The sequence below is a fragment of the Kitasatospora sp. NPDC001261 genome (assembly GCF_042896795.1).
Classification (GTDB): Bacteria; Actinomycetota; Actinomycetes; order Streptomycetales; family Streptomycetaceae; genus Kitasatospora.
Genome location: NZ_JBIAXP010000026.1, coordinates 1 through 17,661, shown reverse-complemented (window position 1 = coordinate 17,661; position 17,661 = coordinate 1). Strand labels below are relative to the sequence as shown.

Here is a 17,661-nt window from a genome sequence, read left to right as displayed (position 1 = left end):
CGCCCGCCTGCCCGTCGTCTCCTTCTCGCCGTCTCCTGCGCGCCGTCTACTACTCGTCGTCGCCGAGGTCGCCCGCGAGGTCACCCGAGAGGTCGCCGTCCGGGGTGCCGCTGATCGCGTAGCCCTGCCGGCGCGCCTCGTAGCAGGCCACCGTCGCGGCCGCCGAGACGTTCAGCGAGCCGACCCGGCCCAGCTGCGGCACGAACACGACCTGGTCGCAGAGCGCCAGCGCCTCGGGGGTGATCCCGCGGTCCTCGTGCCCGAGCATGAAGGCCACCGCCGGGGTCAGCTCGGCGGCGAACATCGGCACCGCCTCGTCCGCCAGCTCCAGGCCGACGACCTTGAAGCCGTCCGCCTTGGCCGCCGCGACCGCCTCGGCGATGGTCGGGAAGTGCTCCACCTTCAGGTACTTGTCGGTGCCCATCGCGGCCTTCTGCGCGCCGGAGGAGCGCACCGACGGGGTGTCCCCGACCAGGTACAGCTTCTCGGCGCCCATCGCCGCGCCGGTGCGGACCACCGAGCCGACGTTGAACGGCGACTGGAGGTTCTCCAGGATCATCGCGAGCCGGAACTCGTTGCTGCGCCGCCACGAGCGGTGCAGACGCTTCAGTTCGGTCCCGCGCAGCTGCTTCACGTCGTCGTACCTCGTCCACTCTCGGAGCCCTCGCCCACCTCGGGGCGGGGCCGCGCTTCCAGAATCCGGCACCCGTTGACCGACGTGACCCGACTGGTCGGGTAGCCCTGCTCGTTCAGCCACTTCTGGAGCGAGTCCGAGCCCAGGTGCTTCTGCACCACCAGGAACGCCGAGCCGTCCGGGGTCAGCCGGTCGAGCCAGTGCGTGAGCAGGCGGCGCAGCGCGGCCTTGCCGATCCGGATCGGAGGGTTGGAGTAGATGGTGGCGAAGCGGACGTCCTCGGGGACGTCGTCGGGCAGGGAGGCCTGGACGTTGCCGAGCCCCAGCGCCTCGGCGTTCAGCCGGACCAGCTCCAGGGCGCGCTCGTTGACGTCCACCGCCCAGACCGGGAGGCGCTTGCGGCGGCTCGCCCAGGTCAGCGCGATCGGACCGTAGCCGCAGCCGATGTCCAGGATCGGGCCGCGCACCCGCGGCTGCGGGGCGTGCTCCAGCAGGATCCGGGTGCACGGGTCGAGCCGGGTGCGGGAGAACACCCCGGTGTCGGTGGTCAGTTCCAGGGTGAGGTCCGGCAGGGAGACCGTGATCGGCCGGCGGTCGCTGGCGACCTCGGGTGCACCGGTGAAGTAGTGCGAGCCGGACATGATTTCCCCGTCGTTCGTATGGGCCTCGGGGCCACCGGGTGGGTGTGGGTTAGCCCTTTGTACGGCACCGATCGTACCCCCGGTGGCCCGGACGGCGTTCCGGCCGCCGCCCGGGACGGGTGCTCCCGCCGGTGCACTCGCCGTCGCCCGGGACGCGGCTCGGGAACGGCGGTGCGGACGGCGGTGCGGACGGCCGTGCGGCGCGGACGGTGGGCGCGGTCAGGCGGCGCCGGGGGTCTTGCGGGTGGCCACGTTGATGCGGTTCCAGGCGTTGATGGTGAAGCAGACCGAGATCAGCTGCGCCAGCTCGGCCTCCGCGAAGTGTGCGGCGGCCCGGGCGTACACCGCGTCCGAGACGCCGCCGTCGATCCGGGCGACCTCCTCGGCCAGGGCCAGGGCGGCCCGCTCGCGCTCGGTGTACACCCCGGCGGGGGCGTCCGGCCAGACCGGCAGCAGGTAGATCCGCTCGTCGGTCTCGCCGGCCTTGCGGGCGTCCTTGGCGTGCATGTCCAGGCAGTACGCGCAGCCGTTCAGCTGGGAGGTGCGCATCTGGACGAGCTCGACCAGGGCCGGGTCGAGGCCCTCGCGGGCGGCGGCGTCCAGGGCGATCATCGCGCGGAACACCTTGGGGGCGGTGCGGGCGTAGTCGAGGCGGGCGGTGCCCGCGAGGGCCTCGGCGGTCCGGGCGGCCCCGGTGGTCCGGGTGGCTTCGGTGGCCCGGGTGCTCTCGTTCGTCGTCATGGCTACGACCCTAGGAGCGGAATGCACCCGTCCCTTGGGTCATTCACGATGCTGTTTCGTGGGTCAATCAGGTCGGTCGGCCGGCGGCCCGCTGGAGTCCCGGCAACGCCGGAGCGTCGTCGGCGCGTCGCGTCCCGGCGCCGGGCGGCGGATACTGCGAGTACGCCAGCCGGGCCCGTGAAGGCCTCCGAACGCCCGTGAAGGCCTCCGAACAGTGAGGACGGATGCCATGCCGCAGGAACAGCACGAGGAATACCTGATCGACGAGACCGCCGAGACCGTCGAGCCCGACGAGCAGGCACCCGAGGGCGACACGTACGACGAGGTGGCCGAACGCCGGGCCGTCGGCGCGGACCCGGCGACCAACGTCGCGGACGTCGTGGAACAGACCCAGCCGGTCCGGCACGACGAGGAGGAGTACCGGGAGTAGCGGGGCCCCCGGGAGCGGAGCGGGAGCAGAGGGGCCCCGGAGCGGCTACAGGGCCCGGCGCCGTTGCAGCCAGGCCAGAGCCGCCCAGCCCGGCAGCACCGGCAGGATCAGCGTCAGCAGGCGGAACAGCGCCACCGCGGCCAGCTCGCCGCCCGGCTCCATCGACGTGGTCTGCTGGAGCAGCGTGAGCAGCATCCCGTCCACCGCACCGGCCCCGCCCGGGGTCGGCGCCGCGCTGCCCACCGCGTTGCCCACCAGGAACACCACCGCGACCGCGGCGAAGGACGGCTCCCGGCCGATCGCCCGGACACAGCAGTACAGGCAGGTGATCAGGCAGATCGACACCAGCAGTTGCCCGGTCACCCCCACCGCCAGTTTGGACGGGCTGCGCAGCAGGTCCAGCAGGCGCGGCACCACCTCGGCCGTCAGCGGCCGCAGCCGCGTCGCCAGCCACCGCCGGGCCGCCGGGATCGCCGACACCACCGCGAGCAGGGCCGCCGCCCCCGCCAGCCCGCCGACCACCGCGGGCAGCGCGTCCAGCTCGGAGCTGCCCGGGACGAAGTCCAGGAGGTAGACGAAGGCGCCGAGCTGCAACAGGTGCAGCACCAGCCCGATCAGGTTCCCGACGCCGACGCTGGACAGCGCCTGCGCGGTCGGGATCCCGGCCCGCTGCAACAGGCGGGTGTTCAGCGCGATCCCGCCGACGCCGCCGGGCGACACCAGCTTCACGAACGACCCGGCCACCTGCGCCAGTACCGCGTTGCGGAAGTCCAGCCGCTCCGGGACGAAGCCCACGAAGCCCATCGCCGCCGCGACGTGGCTGGCCGCCGCCGCGGCCAGCGCCAGCAGCAGCCACCAGGGATCGGCGTCCGCCAGCGCGGAGACCGGGTTGTCCTCCGCCGCGAACAGCTGCGGGATCAGCAGCCAGCCGGCCACCACCCCGCCCACGACGACCAGCAGGGTCCGCGGCCGCAGCCGCTCCAGCCGCACCGGCCGGCCCACCACCCGCGGGCGGGTGCGCAGGACCTCGGCGCGGATCTCGTCGAGCAGGCCGCTGGGGGCGGGGGTGTGGTGCTCGGGGGCCGGCTCGGTGGTGGTGGCCTCCGGGGGCGCCGGGGAAACGGTGGTGGCGACGGGCCCGTTGCCGCCGGTGGGGGAGCCTGCCTCGGCCGCGACCGCGTCCCCGCCCCCGGCCGCACCACCGGCAACGTCGGCACCGCCCGCACCGGGAGCACCGCCCGACGGCTCGGCGGCCCGGGCGCCGGTGCGCTTCGCGTGCTGTTTGAGGGCGCGGCGGGTGGTGTGGGTGAGGGCGATGGGCTGGAGCAGGGGGAGCGCGGCGCCGACGGGGTCGGGGCCGAGGACGGCGGTGGCCGTACGGACGGAGCGGGCGGCGCCGGCGCGCAGGGCGAGGGTGGTGAGGAGCTGGGCGAGGTCGCAGTGGAGGACGAGTTCGGTGGCGGCGATGTCGCCGTCGGCGAAGTCGACCAGGTGCACCGCGCCCGAGTCGTCGATCAGCAGGGAGGAGGGGACGAGCGCGCGGTGGGCGATCTCGCGGCGCTGGAGCAGGGCGAGCTGCCGCCAGGCGTCGGTGAGCAGCTCGTCGGTGATCTCCTCGTCGGGGAGCTCGTCCAGGGTGCGCCCGGCCAGCCGCTCGTACGCGATGAGGGCGGTGTCCTGGCCGATGCCGGCGGTGGCGGCGATGCGGCGGGTGCGGACGCCGGCCGCGAGGGCCGCGTACGCGACCAGGGCCTCGTGTTCCAGCCCGGTGCGGGGGGAGCGCAGGACGCGCGGGTCGGGGGCGGTGCGCAGCCGCAGCCGGCGCCAGGCGCGCTGGACGGCGGCGGCGGTGACGGCCTGCCGGTCGAGGAGCTGGACGTCGAGGTCGGGGCGGTCGTCGGCCTGTCGGACCAGGTAGCGGTCGGGGCCGGCCGGCTGGGCCTCGACCGGGCGCAGGCCGCTGTCGCGCAGGGCGCGCAGGACCTCGCCGGGCCGGGGGCAGGGGTCGGGGGTGCCGACCGCGTACAGGGTGCCGTGGGCGCCGGTCCAGCCGATCAGCAGCCCGAGCAGGAGCGCGGTGGGGGTGGCGTACCCGCCGGTCAGTCCGGCGAGGCCGGAGAGGGCGAGGACGGTCCAGGGCAGGCGGCGTTCCCGGCTGCCGGAGGCGGTCATGAAGGCGAGGACCGGCGCGAGGTAGCCGTAGACGGGCTCGGTGTGCCCGAGTCCGCCGTCGGGCAGCGCGTGGGTGAGCGCCGTGAGCAGCGAGAGCGGGGCGAGGTCGTCGGCCCACAGGTCCAGGCCGAGGGTGGCGCCGTACGCGAGGACGGCGGCGAGCAGTCCGTCGGAGACCTGCTGGACGGCGCGCCGCCGGTCGGGGCCCAGCAGCCGGCGGACGGCGAGGCCCACCGGGAGCAGCAGGACGGCGGCGGTGGTGAGCCCGCCGGCCAGGCTCGCCAGCGGGCGCGGCACCAGCGCGGCCGCCTCGGCGACGTCGGCGGCGATGCCGCCGGTGGTGGCGCGGGCGTAGTCGGCGAGCAGCAGGGTGAGGGCGATGGCGAACAGGCCGCCGATCAGCCGGATCAGGGCGACGGGCTGCCGGACCCGGTCGGTGGCGGGCAGCGGGCGGGCCCGGAACCGGCCGGGTCCGGGGCCGGTCTGCTCGGGTATCCGGGCGGTGGCCGTTCCGGTGCCGCCGTCGGCCGGTACCCCGGTCCGTTCGTCGCCGCCGTCGGCCGGTGCGCCGGTCCGTTCGTCGTCGCGGGCGCTGTCACCGCTGCCGCGTTTCCGCCGCGCGGGCGCACCGCCCGGGTCGCCCCCGCCGGTGTCGCCGTCCGTTCTCCCCGTCACGATCGCCACGGATGGCATGCTCCCATGCCACCCGTGGGCGAGGAGTGGGGATTGCGCAGTGCCGGTACGACGGGGCCTTAGGCCTGGCGGGTCGGCAGGACGACCAGGTGGCGCAGGTTGACGTGCCGGGGGCGGCTGACGGTGTACGCGATGAGGTCGGCGACGTCCTCGGCCGCGAGTGCCGGGATGGCGTCGAACATGCCGCCGAGCTGTTCGCGCAGCACCGGGTTGTCGATGTGCCCGGCGAGTTCGGTGTCGGTCAGTCCGGGCTCGATCGCGCTGACCCGGACGTCGCGCGGGCCGAACTCGCTGCGCAGGGCGGCGGACAGCTGGGTGAGCGCGGCCTTGGTGGCCCCGTACACCGCGTAGTCGGGGAAGACCACGTGCGAGGCGATCGAGGAGACGTTGACCAGGTCGGCGGTGCGGCCTTCGGCGGCGGCCGCGGTGAGGTCGGAGCCGAAGGCGCGGACGATCCGCAGCGCGCCGGTGAGGTTGGTGTCCACCATGCGGGTCCACTCGTCGATCCGGCCGTCGGCGAGCGGGTTGGGCAGCATCACCCCGGCGTTGTTGACCACCAGGTCGACCGGGCCGTAGGCGTCGTGGACGGCCTTCGCGGCGGCGTCCACCGAGGCCTGGTCGGTGACGTCGGCGGTGACGGCGAGGGCCTGCCCGCCCGCGGCGGCGATCTCCTCGGCGAGGGAGTCCAGCCGCTCGGTGCGGCGGGCGAGCAGGGCGACCCGGGCGCCGGAGGCGGCGAGCAGCCGGGCGGTGGCGGCGCCCATGCCGCTGGCGGCTCCGGTGACGACGGCGGTGCGGGCGGCGAGGGACGGGTGGCTCATCGGGGGCTCCAGAGGGTTCGGCCGGGCTGACGCCGACCACTCTGCGCGGGCCGCGACCGGCTACCCAGGGGTGCGTTCCTCCCGGGCACCGCCGTCCTGGGACGGGCCTACCCGGGACGGGCCATCCCGGGACCGGGGAGCCTGGGAAAACCGGTGCCACCCTCGGGACGCCCCTCCGCGGCTACCCTGCCCGGCATGGAGAACACCCTGGGGGACTTCCTCCGCTCGCGCCGGGCCCGGATCCTGCCGGAGGAGGTGGGCCTGCCGTCGCACGGCCGCCGCCGGGTGCGGGGCCTGCGCCGGGAGGAGGTGGCGCAGCTCGCGGGCGTCAGCGTCGACTACTACGTCCGGCTGGAGCAGGGCCGGGGCGGCAGCGCCTCGGACGCCGTGCTGGACGCGGTGGCCCGGGTGCTGCGGCTGGACGGGGTGGAGGCCGCGCACCTGCGCTCGCTGGTCCGTCCGCCCAAGGCGCCGGCCGCCTCCGCCGCCCGGGTGCGGGGGCGGCAGCGGGTCCGGCCGGGGACGCGGCTGCTGCTGGACCTGATGACCGGGGTGCCGGCCTTCGTGCTGGGCCGCCGGATGGACGTGCTGGCCTGGAACGCGCTGGGCGACGCGGTGAACGGTTTCTCCACGCGTTCCGACGCCGGCCCGGACGGCCTGCCCAACCAGGCCCGGCACGCCTTCCTCGACCCGTCCGCCCGGGAGTACTACGGGCAGTGGGACGCGGTCGCCGCCGAGACCGTCGCCTTCCTGCGCCGGGACGCCGGACTGCACCCGGAGGACCCGGAGCTGGCCGCCCTGGTGGGCGAACTGTCGCTGCGCAGCGCGGAGTTCGTCCGGCTCTGGGCGGACCACCTGGTGCGGGAGAAGACCCACGGGGTCAAGCAGGTGAACCACCCGCTGGTCGGCGGACTCGACTTCGGCTACGAGACCCTGGGCGTCAACGGCTCGCCGGAGCAGCTGCTGGTCGTCTACACCGCCCCGGCGGACTCGCCCACCGCCCAGAAGCTGGCCCTGCTGGCGAGTTGGACGGCTCCGGGAGCGGCGGCCGGGGGCGCGGGAGCGGTGACCGAGGGTGCGGGGACGGATGGGGCGGCAGCCGAGGGGGCGGAAGCGCCCTGAGCGGGCGATCCGCGCCGGGGCGGCATAGCCTTTCAGTCATGAGCGCCTGCGAAGACCTCGCTCTGGCTCCTCAGGACATCGAGCCCCGGCCGCCCGCCGACGGTTGCGCCGACTGCCTGGCGCAGGGCCGCCGGGACTGGGTGCACCTGCGGATCTGCCTGGACTGCGGTCACATCGGCTGCTGCGACTTCTCGCCGCAGCGGCACGCGACCGCGCACTTCCACAACTCCTCCCACCCGGTGATCCGCTCGTACGAGCCGGGGGAGGACTGGCGCTGGTGCTTCGTCCACGAGGTCATGGGCTGAGGCGGCCGGCCCCGGACGGCGCCTCCACCTGCCCCCGCGCGTACGGCGCCCACCCCTGCCCCCGTAGCGGCAGATCGGCTTCTCCGCGGTGGCACGGGCCCGCAAGCCGGATAAAATCCGGACATAACGCCCGTGCGGCCCCTCCGGCCGGCATCCGTCCGGCCCGGAGGCCGACGAAGGGAGGCCGACGATGACCAAGCGAACGCCCGGCAGCACCGCCAAGCTCCGCCAGGGCACCCAGGACCTGCTGGAGCGCCGGGGCATGGCGAGCCCGCCTACCCGGCTCGCGCCGGAGCCGAGCGCCGGCTCGATGTCCTACGCCGCCGCCGGGTACGGCGTCGGTGAGGCCTTCCGGCACGGCGGCCGGGACGCGGCAGGCGCGACGGCGCACGCGGCCCCGGCGATGCACGCCGAGCTCAAGGGACACCGGCACCGTGGCGCGGAGAAGCACTCCGCCCACTGAGTCGCGACGCGCGCGGGGGCGGGTGGCCGGATCGCGGCCGCCCGCCCCCGCCGCGTGATTCCCCGACGCCCGACCCCGACCCGCGATCCCTTGATCCCTGACGCGTGGTCAGGGATGCGCTCGGGGAAGGTTCGGGGCCGTTCCCGGATGTCGCGGCCCGAGGCCGTCCCGAAGACTCTCTCCTGTCCGAGTGCCCGAGCCGCCGTCGGCCGGGCGGGCCGCCGACCAGGGCGGCCCGATACCCGCCGGGCGAGCCGCCGTTGGAGAGACTCCCCATGAACAGCCCTGCCCGTACCGGTCGTTGGTCCGTCCTCGTGGCGACCGGCGCGCTGCTCGCCGCCGCCACCGTCGGCGTCGCCACGATCGGCGCCGCGACCCCGGCCCTGGCCGCGGCCGCCTCCCCGGCCACGTCCCCGAGTGCCGTCGACACCACCGCCTCCGCCCCGGCCCGCCCCGGCCCGCTGGACCGGGAGTCGCTCGCCGAGACCCTCCACTCGCTGCCCGCCGGCGTCACCGGTGCGCTGGTCCGGGTCGGCGGCCAGGACGCCCGGTGGCGCGGCACCTCGGGGGAGGACGTGCCGGCGAACGCCCGGTTCCGGATCGGCAGCGTCACCAAGGTGTTCACCGCGACGGTGCTGCTCCAGCTCGCCGGCGAGGGCAGGGTCGACCTGGACGGCACCGTCCAGCAGTACCTGCCCGGACTGCTGCCGGCCGGCTACCCGCCGGTCACCGTACGACAGTTGCTCAACCACACCAGCGGCCTGCCCGGGGGCGGCGGGATGACCTCCGGGGACGGCAGCACGGCGTGGTTCGCCGCGCACAAGGCGGTCTCCTACAGCCCGCAGCAGGTGGTGGCGGACATGCTCACCCAGCCGAGGAGCTTCGAGCCCGGCGCCGCCCAGCAGTACAACGGCAACAACTACTTCGTCGCCGCGCTGGTGATCGAGAAGGTCACCGGAGACGACTACGCCGACCAGGTGCGGCGGCGCATCACCGGCCCGCTCGGCCTGCACGCCACCTACGTCCCGGCCGCAGACGACCTGACCATCCGCGGCCCGCACGCCACCGGCTACGTGGACGTCCGGAACGCCGACGGCAGCACCGCCCGGGTGGACGTCACCGAGCAGAGCCCGTACCCGTGGGCCGAGGGCGGCATGATCTCCTCCGCGGCCGACCTGGAGCGGTTCTTCGAGGCGCTCTACCGCGGCCGGCTGCTGCGGCCCGCCCAGCAGGCCGAGGTGTTCGCCGTCCCGGAGCTGCCGAACGACCACAACAAGAACTGCGAGATCGGCCCGACCGCCGGGCACGCCTGCTACAGCACGGCCGGCCTGCTGCGCACCGTCCTGCCGAACGGCACCGAGGTCTGGGGCAAGAACGGGTCCCGGCCCGGCTACACCACCGGCGTCTTCGCCACCCGCGACTTCTCCCGCAGCGTGGTCATCGGGCTCAACCCGACCGGCATCACCGGCGAGGAGTTCCCCACCCTGTGGAAGCTGGTGACCACCGGTTTCGGCTCCGGCCAGGCGTACGGGCAGCACTGAGCCCCGCCGCTCCCGGGCGACCGGAGCGGCCGAACCCGGTCGCGAGCGCCGCTGTCAGTGGGGTGCGCTACGTTCGTCGCGTTCACCAGGGCACACGGCAGGACGACGGGGGCGGGCGCACGATGGCCGACGTGATCACGGAGGAGCCGGTCGAGCTCCAACTGGAGCGGTACCGCACCGAGCTGACCGGCTACTGCTACCGCATGCTCGGCTCGGTCTTCGAGGCCGAGGACGCGGTGCAGGAGACCATGGTCCGCGCCTGGCGCGGGCACCGGGGCTTCGAGGGGCGGGCCGCGCTGCGCTCCTGGCTGTACCGAATAGCCACCAACGTCTGCCTGGACGCGCTGAACGGCCGCAACGGCCGGGCCCGGCCGATGGACCTGGCCGGCCCGGTCACGGTGGCCGCCGCGCACGGCACCCAGCTGCCCGAGGTGACGTGGATCGGCCCGGCGCCGGACGGCCGGGTGCTGCCCGAGACGGGGGATCCGGCCGAGGTGGCCGCCCAGCGGGAGTCGGTGAAGCTGGCCTTCGTCGCCGTGCTCCAGCGGCTCGCGCCCCGGCAGCGGGCGGTGCTGATCCTGCGCGAGGTGCTCGGCTGGAAGGCCGCCGAGGTGGCCGAACTGCTCGGTGTCACGGTGGCCTCGGTCAACAGCGCGCTCCAGCGCGCCCGGGCGGTGCTCGCCACCGACGCCCCGGCGGTCCGGCCGGCCCCCGCGCTGGACGAGGACCACCGCGCGCTGCTGGACCGCTACGTCCGCGCCTTCGAGGCGTACGACATGGACGGCCTCGCCGCGCTGCTGCACGAGGACGTCACGCTCAACATGCCGCCGTTCTCGATGTGGCTGCGCGGGCAGGAGGAGATCCGCGACTGGATGCTGGGCCCCGGGCACGGCTGCCGCGGTTCCCGGCTGGTCCCGGTGACGGCCAACGGTGCCCGGGCCTTCGGCCAGTACCGGCCGAGCCCGGCGGGCGGGTACGAACCGTGGTCGCTGATCACGCTGGAGGTGTCAGGGGGCCGGATCACCGGGGTCACCAACTTCCTGGACACCGAGGCGCTCTTCCCGCTCTTCGGCCTCCCGCCCCGGCTGGCGGCCGAGTAGCTCCACCAGGGCCGCGTCGTCCAGCGGATCGTCGTCGATCGGGTCGTCGGCCATCGGGTCGTCGTCGATCGGGGTGCCGGTCAGCGGGTCGGCGGCCAGTGGACCGTCCGGCCCCGGGAACAGCGCCGCGAGCCCGCTGAACACGAGCAGCTCCCGCAGCGGGCCGCTCGCGTTCAGCAGCACCACGCCCACCCGGTGCCGGGCGGCGGCCAGCCGGAGCCGGGCGAGGGCGTCGACGAGGGCGAGGTCGGGGGCGGTCAGCGCGCCCAGGTCACAGGTCAGTACGGCGTCGTACGGTGTGGTCCTCATGCGGGTTGGACCGTCGCGGCGCCGCCGACTCATCGGTCCGGGGGCGAATCCGCCGCTCGGGTCCGGTGTCCGGTGGCAGAGTGGGACGACCGAACCGCCCTGCCCCAGGAGAAGCACCGTGACGGCTGAGCCCTTGAAGTCCCGTGAGGAATGGCTGGCGTCCCTGCCCCGGATCTACGCGGCGGCGGGCTGCCTGCTGCGGGACGAGTCCGGCCGGATCCTGATCGTGAAGGCCGGGTACCGCGAGCACTGGCAGTTCCCGGGCGGCACGATCGACCTCGGCGAGGGCCCGGTCGAGTGCGCCGTGCGGGAACTGGAGGAGGAGACCGGGATCGTCCAGGAGGCGGGCGACCTGCTGGCCATCTCCTGGACCCACGCCTCGGCCGAACTCGACCACCCCGCCCAGCACTTCATGTTCGACTTCGGCACCGTCCCGGACGGCACCCCCGTGACCGTCCCGGCCGGTGAGCTGGACGACTACCGCTGGGCCGCCGTCGAGGAGGCGCTGGACCTGCTCGGCCCGGCCCGTTCGGCCCGGCTGCGGGCGGCGCTGGAGGCGGCGGCCGACGGTCGGGTCCGTATCGTCACCACCCACGTCTCCGGCTTCTGATCCGACTGCCGACCCGGGTTCCGCGCCGGGTTCTGCGCCGGGTTCTGCGCCGGGTTCCGAGCCGGGTGCTGGGCGGAAGTGCCCTGCGTCGGGCGGGAGTTCCGTCCGGCGCAGGGCTCCGGCGGCTCACTGCTGAGGATCGGACTCCGTGTTCCGGGCGGCGATGACGGCGGCGATCGCCTCCGCGACGAAGGTCTCCGCCTCCGACTTGTCGACCTTCAGCCCGGCCAGCACGCCCTGGCCGTTCTCCTGCTCCAGCAGCGCGAGCAGGATGTGCTCGGTGCCGACGTAGTTGTGCCCGAGCTTGAGCGCCTCGCGGAAGGTCAGTTCCAGCGCCTTCTTGCTCTCGGCGTCGAACGGGATCAGCGCGGGCAGTTCGTCGGCGGCGGCCGGCAGGGCGGCGCCGGCCACCGCCCGCAGGGCCTCCGGGGTGACGCCCTGGGCGGCGAGCGCCTTCGCGCCGATGCCCTCGGGCTCGGTGATCAGGCCGAGCAGCAGGTGCTCCGTGGTGATCTCGGGGTTGCCCGCCTTGCGGGCCTCCTCCTGTGAGGCCACCACGACCTTGCGGGCCCGGGGGGTGAACCGGCTGAAGCCCTGGCTGGGGTCGAGGTCGTTGGGGGTGCCCGGGTCCTTGGGGACGAACCGCTTCTGGGCGGCCTGCTTGCTGACGCCCATGCTGCGGCCGATGTCGGTCCAGGACGCGCCGGAGCGGCGGGCCTGGTCGACGAAGTGGCCGATGAGGTGGTCGGCGAGGTCGCCGAGGTGGTCGGCGGCGATGACCGCGTCGGAGAGCTGGTCGAGCGCGTCGGGGTGGACCTTCTTGATCGCGGCGATCAGGTCGTCGAGGCGCAGCGGAGTGCTGTTGGGAACAACGGGATTCTCCATGCGTCAACCGTAGGTTGTCGATCCGGGGATCGTCAACCATCGGTTGACGCTATTCGCGGGCGGTGTTCCGGCGTCCTCAGGCGTCCGGCAGAAGCCGCCGTCGGACGGCGGCGATCCGCTCGGGCGCGACACCCGCCGCGAGCAGGTAGCCGTCCGGGTCGAACCCGTCGAGCGCCGCCGCCAGCGCGGCCTCGGCGGTGGTCCCGGCCTCGGCGAGCGCCGCGTCGATCCGGCGGAACGGGTCCGGCAGGCCCAGCATCCCGTACAGCGGGCGGATGTTGGGGCCGCTCAGCAGGTAGTCCCCGGCGATCGCGTCCCGGTCGACCCCGGACAGGGCGAGCAGCAGCAGGGCGGCCAGGCCGGTGCGGTCACGGCCGGCGCCGCAGTGCACGACCACGCCGCCGGGGCGGGCGCCGGCGATCGCGGAGACCAGCGCGGCGGCGGCGTGCGGGCAGTGGTCCAGGTACGGGCGGAGCGCGAGCGGGGTGCCGTCCAGCTGTCCGTGGGCCTCCCACCAGGCGGGGCCGGCCAGCTCGTCCAGCGGGACGCGGATCAGCTCGACGTCGTCGGGGAGCGGGAGGAGCGGCTTGTACTCCTCGCCGTCGCGCAGGTCGACCACGGTACGGACGCCGTGGTCGAGGAGGGCGTCCCAGCCCTCGGCGGTGAGGCGGTCCAGGTTGTCCGCCCGGACTATCGCGCCCCGGGCGGTGAGCCGGCCGGAGGCGGTGGGCAGTCCGCCCAGGTCGCGGACGTTCAGGCAGCCGTCCCAGACGAGCGTGCGGTCCTCGGTACTGCTCGGCGCGTGCGTCGTCCGGTTCATGGGGCTCCCCGTTTCCTCGTCGGGGGTCCCGTTACCCCCTCGTTATGAACGACTCCCGGGAGATCCGGATGGTTCCTCGCTGTTCGAGTCCTCGGAACCGGCTGTTCAGAGAAGGAGGCGGGAGGAGTGGCCGCCCGCTCAGGCGGCGGTCGGGGCCTCGGCCTCGGTGCCGACCAGCCGCTCCATCGGCTCGACCGCGATCTGACCGAGCATCGAACCGCCCACGATCGCGCCGATCAGGAAGACGGTGGACAGCCAGGCCATGGTCGACACCGGCAGGGTGAAGGCGCCGACCACCCGGGCCGCGCACTCGGCCAGCAGCGCGGTGCCCCAGATGGCCGAGAACAGGCGCTCGTGGCGGTGGAAGGCCCGCGACCCGGCCGCCCGGCCCTCGACCAGGCGCTGCCAGGCGGCGGTACGCTCCCGTCGGCCCTTGGTGACGAAGGGCATCAGCATCGGGGTCATCACCGGCCGGCCGATCAGTGCGGAGACCAGGATCGCCACCGCCACGGTGCCGCTCAGCCCGCCGTCCTTGGCGATCATCATCCGGGCGTCGCCGGTGACGAAGGTCAGCGCCAGGCCCGCCAGGTTGACGGCCAGCATCAGGGAGGCCCACAGGTTGAGCCTGCGCTCGGACAGCAGGCCGAGGACGGTCCGGGCGGCCGGGAAGGCCGTGCTCCAGGCCAGCGCGGCGAACTCGCTCAGGCCGAGGGCCGAGTGCAGCAGGTAGTAGCCGGCCAGCGGGGCGAGCACGTCGAGGGCGAGCGGGCGGAGCCCGGAGACCAGCGGGTTGGGGGCCTTGGCGTGGGCGGCGCCGGTGGCGACGGTGCCGGTGACGGCGGCGATCGGGGCGGCGACCGGGGAGGCGACGGTGCTGGTGACGGCGGCGGCACTGACGGTCTGGCTCACGGTGGGTTCCTCCCCGGCTGGTGGCCGCGGGCCACTGCCCGCGTCGTGCCTCCAGTCTTTCCGTCCGACCCTCCGTCAGAGCAGTGCCGTCCGTTGCGTCATCCGCGTGACAGTTGTCATGGTGAGCGCCGTGACACCGCCTCCGACCTGCGGATTTCCGACCCTAGTCTTCGGCGGGGAAGGTCCACAGCTCGCGGCCCAGGGTGTCCAGGCAGCGGACGGTGCGGAAGCGCTCGTCCCCGGCGGACAGGAAGCCCCGCGCGACACCCGCCAGGACGGTCCGGGCGACGCCGTCGCCCCGGGTCCAGGCGCCGGTCAGCAGCAGGGCCTTGTCGGCCAGCTCGGCGCGCCGCACCCGGGCCACCGAGGCGGCCTCCAGCGCGGTGTTGACCGTCTCCAGCTCGGCGGGGAGGAGGTACGTCTCGCCGGTGGGTGCGCGGTCCGCCTCGGCCCGGCGCCGCAGTTCGGGCAGGCCGTAGTGGCGGACGGCGGCGACGGCGTCGTCCAGCGGGAGCTGCCAGCGCGGCCCGGGCAGCACCTCCCACCAGACGTCCTCGCCGACCGGCAGTACCTCGCCGATCCTGGCCCGCCAGGTCTCGAAGCCGTACCGGGTGCGCGGGTCGGGCCGGTGGCCGGGGAGGTCCGCGACGGTCCAGTCGGTGCGGCGGACCACGCTGAGGTCGAAGGTGAAGGGCACCCGGTCGGCGGCGGGGCGCTCGACCAGGCCGAGCAGCAGCCAGTGGGTCTCGTCCGGCAGGCTGAAGGTCCGGCGCCACCCGGTGAGGCCCAGGGCGCGCAGGGCGGGGGCGAGGTGCTCGCGCAGGCCCTTCGCGTGGAGCTCGCGGAGCTCGTGGGCGGTCGTCATCGCGGTCTTTCCCTGCTGGTCGGGCTGCCGGTGGAGGGCGTCGGCGGTGCCGGCTCCCCGCCCCTGCCGGGCCGGCCGGTGGCGGTCCCCGGCGCGACGGCTCGTACCGCCGGGGAGGGGCGTGCGACCGGGGCCCGCACGGGTCGTGCGTGCGCCCTCGGGCACGGCGGGGCCGGGTGGCGGGCCGGGTGCGTCGGCGGACCCGGCGTCCGGGGCGTCGGCGGCCCGGACTGCTTCGCCTACCGACAACGTAGGCCGGGCGGGCCCCTTCGGGCCGTGGGCGAACGGCAGCAGTCCTCGGGACCTTGGCCCCGGCCGGACCGGTCCTTCGGCCGGAGCCGAAGTGTTCGCCCGAATGGCGCATCATGTGGCGGGTGCAGAGTGCAGAGCGCCCCGGAGCGGGCACCGACGGCCCCGTCGGCCGGTCCGGACCAGTACCACCCGCCGGCCTGCCACCGGGCCCGGCGGCCGCCGCTCCCCCCGATCTGACGGAGGCGGTGCGGGCCGCGCAGGGCGGGGACGAGGAGGCGTTCCGGCTGCTGTTCCGGACCGTCCAGCCGGGCCTGCTGCGCTACCTGCGGGTGCTGGTCGGCGGTCGGCCGGAGGGTGCCCAGGACGCCGAGGACATCGCCTCCGAGGCCTGGCTGCAGATCGCCCGCGACCTGCGCGGCTTCTCCGGCGACGGGGACGGCTTCCGCGGCTGGGCCGCCACCATCGCCCGCCACCGCGCCCTCGACCACCTGCGCGCCCGGCGCCGCCGTCCGGTCGCCGACCTGCCCTTCGAGCAGCTGGTCGAGCTGGCGGCGGGGGACGACACGGCGCGGGCGGCGCTGGCCACGGTCGGCACCGCCGACGCGCTGGCCCTGATCTCCCGGCTGCCGCGCGACCAGGCCGAGGCCGTGCTGCTGCGGGTGGTCATGGAGCTGGACGCGGAGAGCGCCGCCCGGGTGCTCGGCAAGCGGGCCGGCAGCGTCCGGATGGCCGCCCACCGGGGGCTGCGGCGGCTGGCCAAGCTGGTCGAGCCGCTCGCGTCCGGGGGCGGCATCCCGGCGGCCCGGAGCGGCGAGGCGGCGACCCGGGGCGGCGGGGTGACGGGCGGCGCCGGAGCCGGAACGGCCGAGGGAACGGTGGACGGAACGGCGGACACGGCGGCGGCCGGAGTGGGCGCGGGCGAGGCCGCCGGGCGACCCGCGGGGAAAGCCGCGAAAAAAAGTTCTCCGCAGGGTGTGACAGAACGCCGGGCCGCGACGCTGAAGGACATGAGATGAGCACCAACCGATCCCGTCGGATCGACCGTGATGCCGCCGAGCAGCTGCTCGGTGGTGCCGTGGGCGGCCCGTCGGCCGGGCAGGACGCCTCGCTCACCGGACCGGACGGCGGTCCCGGGCAGCTCGCCCGGGTGCTCGCCGCGGCCGCCGCCCCCGCGACGGCCGGCGAACTGGCCGGGGAGGAGGCCGCCCTGGCCGCGTTCCGGGAGGCGAGTCTCACGCCCGACCCGACAGTGACCCCCGTCCGGAGACGATCGATGGCAACCGCCGCGCTGGCCAGGGCCTTCAGCACGAAGGCCACCGCCGTCGTGCTCGGCGCCACCGCGCTGTGCGGTGTCGCCGTCGCCGCCGGCACCGGCAACCTGCCGTCCGCCCTGGGCGGTGGCCCGTCCGCGCCGGAGCACACGCTCGCCGGCCAGGACGCGGCCACCGGTCCCGCGGCGGGCTCGCCCGCGGCCGGACCGTCCGCGGGTGCGGCCCCGTACGGTGCCGTGGCGTCCGGCTCCGCCCGTCCGTCCGGAAGTGCCTCCGCCGGACCGCAGGCGGTCGTCCCGTCCGACCCCGCGACGCCCGGCACCCCCTCCGCCGAGAGGCGCGGCGGCCGTTCGGCCGTCCCGCCCGCACTGCTCGGCCTCTGCACCGGCTTCACCGACCGTACGGCCAAGGGCGACCGCCCGGCCCGGCTGGTCGGCGATCCGCTGTACGGCCCGCTGGTCACGGCGGCCGGCGGCGCGGACCGGGTGGCGGACTACTGCGAGGCCGCGCTCGACGACGAGGACGGCGACCACCAGGGCGCCGGCACCCCGACGGGCGACCCCGGCCGCGGCGGCACCGGCAAGGGGAACGGCAGCGCCAACAGCGGCGGCAACGGCAACGCCAACGGCAACGCCAACAGCGGTGGCAACGGAGGCAATGCCGACGGCAACGCCAATGGCAATGCCAACGGAGGCCGTGGCAACGCCACCAGCGGCGGCAACGGCGAGGACGGCGGCGGCAGCGGGACCAGACCGGGCAAGCCCGGCGTGACCGTGCCCCCACCGGGCGCCGTCCCCCCGTCGGACGTCCGCCCGAGCAGGTCCGCCCGGCCCGGGAACGAGCAGTAGGCCGGGAGGCACCCCCCCAGGACTCCGGGTGGGCGGCGAGCGACTCCCCCCGGGCTCGCCGCCCACCCGGAACAGCACCACCCGAAGTACCGCACCACCCGCAGGAAGCAGTACCACCCGAAGACCCCGGGTGGCCGGCTCATCGCCACCTGCGCGGTGCGCACCCTGCCCTACCCCTGGCTGCACCAGGTCAGGCCCGGCGGAAAGATCCTCGTCACCTTCTCCGGCT

At 75.3% G+C, this 17,661-nt stretch carries 19 protein-coding genes; 9 read left to right on the top strand and 10 right to left on the bottom strand.

The window, feature by feature from the left end; genetic code table 11:
- Positions 1 to 49: 49 nt before the first annotated feature.
- The 3 genes from ACFY4B_RS30495 to ACFY4B_RS30485 form a co-directional block, all read right to left on the bottom strand.
- Positions 50 to 634: a TrmH family RNA methyltransferase gene (locus tag ACFY4B_RS30495; RefSeq protein ID WP_049654411.1), complete on the bottom strand. Its 585-nt coding sequence runs from the start codon at positions 632 to 634 to the stop codon at positions 50 to 52.
- On the bottom strand, positions 631 to 1,275 hold the full coding sequence (locus ACFY4B_RS30490; protein ID WP_049654410.1) for a class I SAM-dependent methyltransferase: 645 nt from the start codon (positions 1,273 to 1,275) through the stop codon (positions 631 to 633). The genes ACFY4B_RS30495 and ACFY4B_RS30490 overlap by 4 nt, the downstream gene beginning before the upstream one ends.
- Before the next feature lie 219 nt (positions 1,276 to 1,494).
- Positions 1,495 to 2,016, bottom strand: a complete 522-nt coding sequence (locus ACFY4B_RS30485; RefSeq protein ID WP_387973385.1) for a carboxymuconolactone decarboxylase family protein — start codon at positions 2,014 to 2,016, stop codon at positions 1,495 to 1,497.
- 229 nt (positions 2,017 to 2,245) lie between these two features.
- Between ACFY4B_RS30485 and ACFY4B_RS30480 the strand changes: the two genes are divergently transcribed.
- Entirely contained in the window at positions 2,246 to 2,446 is a 201-nt protein-coding gene (locus tag ACFY4B_RS30480) for a hypothetical protein (protein ID WP_049654408.1), read from the top strand.
- A gap of 45 nt (positions 2,447 to 2,491) precedes the next feature.
- On the opposite strand, the gene ACFY4B_RS30475 is transcribed toward ACFY4B_RS30480, so the two are convergent.
- Positions 2,492 to 5,302, bottom strand: a complete 2,811-nt coding sequence (locus ACFY4B_RS30475) for a lysylphosphatidylglycerol synthase domain-containing protein (RefSeq protein WP_387973382.1) — start codon at positions 5,300 to 5,302, stop codon at positions 2,492 to 2,494.
- 68 nt (positions 5,303 to 5,370) lie between these two features.
- On the bottom strand, positions 5,371 to 6,132 hold the full coding sequence (locus ACFY4B_RS30470) for an SDR family oxidoreductase (RefSeq protein WP_049660175.1): 762 nt from the start codon (positions 6,130 to 6,132) through the stop codon (positions 5,371 to 5,373).
- A gap of 195 nt (positions 6,133 to 6,327) precedes the next feature.
- On the opposite strand from ACFY4B_RS30470, the gene ACFY4B_RS30465 reads away from it, so the two are divergent.
- The 5 genes from ACFY4B_RS30465 to ACFY4B_RS30445 all read left to right on the top strand — a co-directional run bounded on the left by ACFY4B_RS30465 (position 6,328) and on the right by ACFY4B_RS30445 (position 10,663).
- Entirely contained in the window at positions 6,328 to 7,254 is a 927-nt protein-coding gene (locus ACFY4B_RS30465; protein WP_380775679.1) for a helix-turn-helix transcriptional regulator, read from the top strand.
- Positions 7,255 to 7,292: 38 nt separating this feature from the next.
- Positions 7,293 to 7,559, top strand: a complete 267-nt coding sequence (locus tag ACFY4B_RS30460) for a UBP-type zinc finger domain-containing protein (protein ID WP_049660172.1) — start codon at positions 7,293 to 7,295, stop codon at positions 7,557 to 7,559.
- Between the two features lie 190 nt (positions 7,560 to 7,749).
- Positions 7,750 to 8,022: a hypothetical protein gene (locus ACFY4B_RS30455; RefSeq protein ID WP_049660170.1), complete on the top strand. Its 273-nt coding sequence runs from the start codon at positions 7,750 to 7,752 to the stop codon at positions 8,020 to 8,022.
- A gap of 275 nt (positions 8,023 to 8,297) precedes the next feature.
- Positions 8,298 to 9,563 (top strand): serine hydrolase domain-containing protein, encoded by a 1,266-nt coding sequence (locus tag ACFY4B_RS30450; protein ID WP_387973379.1) that lies wholly within the window; start codon positions 8,298 to 8,300, stop codon positions 9,561 to 9,563.
- Positions 9,564 to 9,685: 122 nt separating this feature from the next.
- On the top strand, positions 9,686 to 10,663 hold the full coding sequence (locus ACFY4B_RS30445; protein ID WP_049657449.1) for a sigma-70 family RNA polymerase sigma factor: 978 nt from the start codon (positions 9,686 to 9,688) through the stop codon (positions 10,661 to 10,663).
- Here the strand turns inward: ACFY4B_RS30445 and ACFY4B_RS30440 are convergent.
- The gene (locus tag ACFY4B_RS30440; protein WP_049657452.1) at positions 10,571 to 10,972 is read right to left on the bottom strand and encodes an STAS domain-containing protein; all 402 of its coding nucleotides are present in this window, start codon (positions 10,970 to 10,972) and stop codon (positions 10,571 to 10,573) included. The genes ACFY4B_RS30445 and ACFY4B_RS30440 overlap by 93 nt on opposite strands.
- A 118-nt stretch (positions 10,973 to 11,090) precedes the next feature.
- Here ACFY4B_RS30440 and ACFY4B_RS30435 point away from each other — a divergent pair, with 118 nt between their 5' ends.
- Entirely contained in the window at positions 11,091 to 11,582 is a 492-nt protein-coding gene (locus tag ACFY4B_RS30435) for an NUDIX domain-containing protein (protein ID WP_380780593.1), read from the top strand.
- A gap of 126 nt (positions 11,583 to 11,708) precedes the next feature.
- Here ACFY4B_RS30435 and ACFY4B_RS30430 read toward each other — a convergent pair whose 3' ends face one another.
- The 4 genes from ACFY4B_RS30430 to ACFY4B_RS30415 form a co-directional block, all read right to left on the bottom strand.
- A complete protein-coding gene (locus tag ACFY4B_RS30430; RefSeq protein WP_117488476.1) occupies positions 11,709 to 12,467 on the bottom strand; it encodes a Clp protease N-terminal domain-containing protein in 759 nt (252 codons plus the stop codon).
- A 76-nt stretch (positions 12,468 to 12,543) separates the two neighbouring features.
- Positions 12,544 to 13,287: a tyrosine-protein phosphatase gene (locus tag ACFY4B_RS30425; protein WP_387973374.1), complete on the bottom strand. Its 744-nt coding sequence runs from the start codon at positions 13,285 to 13,287 to the stop codon at positions 12,544 to 12,546.
- Positions 13,288 to 13,425: 138 nt separating this feature from the next.
- The gene (locus ACFY4B_RS30420; RefSeq protein ID WP_387973371.1) at positions 13,426 to 14,196 is read right to left on the bottom strand and encodes a VC0807 family protein; all 771 of its coding nucleotides are present in this window, start codon (positions 14,194 to 14,196) and stop codon (positions 13,426 to 13,428) included.
- A gap of 163 nt (positions 14,197 to 14,359) precedes the next feature.
- Entirely contained in the window at positions 14,360 to 15,061 is a 702-nt protein-coding gene (locus tag ACFY4B_RS30415; RefSeq protein WP_387973369.1) for a hypothetical protein, read from the bottom strand.
- A 365-nt stretch (positions 15,062 to 15,426) separates the two neighbouring features.
- Here ACFY4B_RS30415 and ACFY4B_RS30410 point away from each other — a divergent pair, with 365 nt between their 5' ends.
- A complete protein-coding gene (locus tag ACFY4B_RS30410) occupies positions 15,427 to 16,329 on the top strand; it encodes an RNA polymerase sigma factor (protein ID WP_387973366.1) in 903 nt (300 codons plus the stop codon).
- Positions 16,326 to 17,432, top strand: coding sequence for a hypothetical protein (locus ACFY4B_RS30405; protein ID WP_387973363.1), 1,107 nt, complete (start codon positions 16,326 to 16,328; stop codon positions 17,430 to 17,432). The genes ACFY4B_RS30410 and ACFY4B_RS30405 overlap by 4 nt, the downstream gene beginning before the upstream one ends.
- Positions 17,433 to 17,661 lie beyond the last annotated feature (229 nt).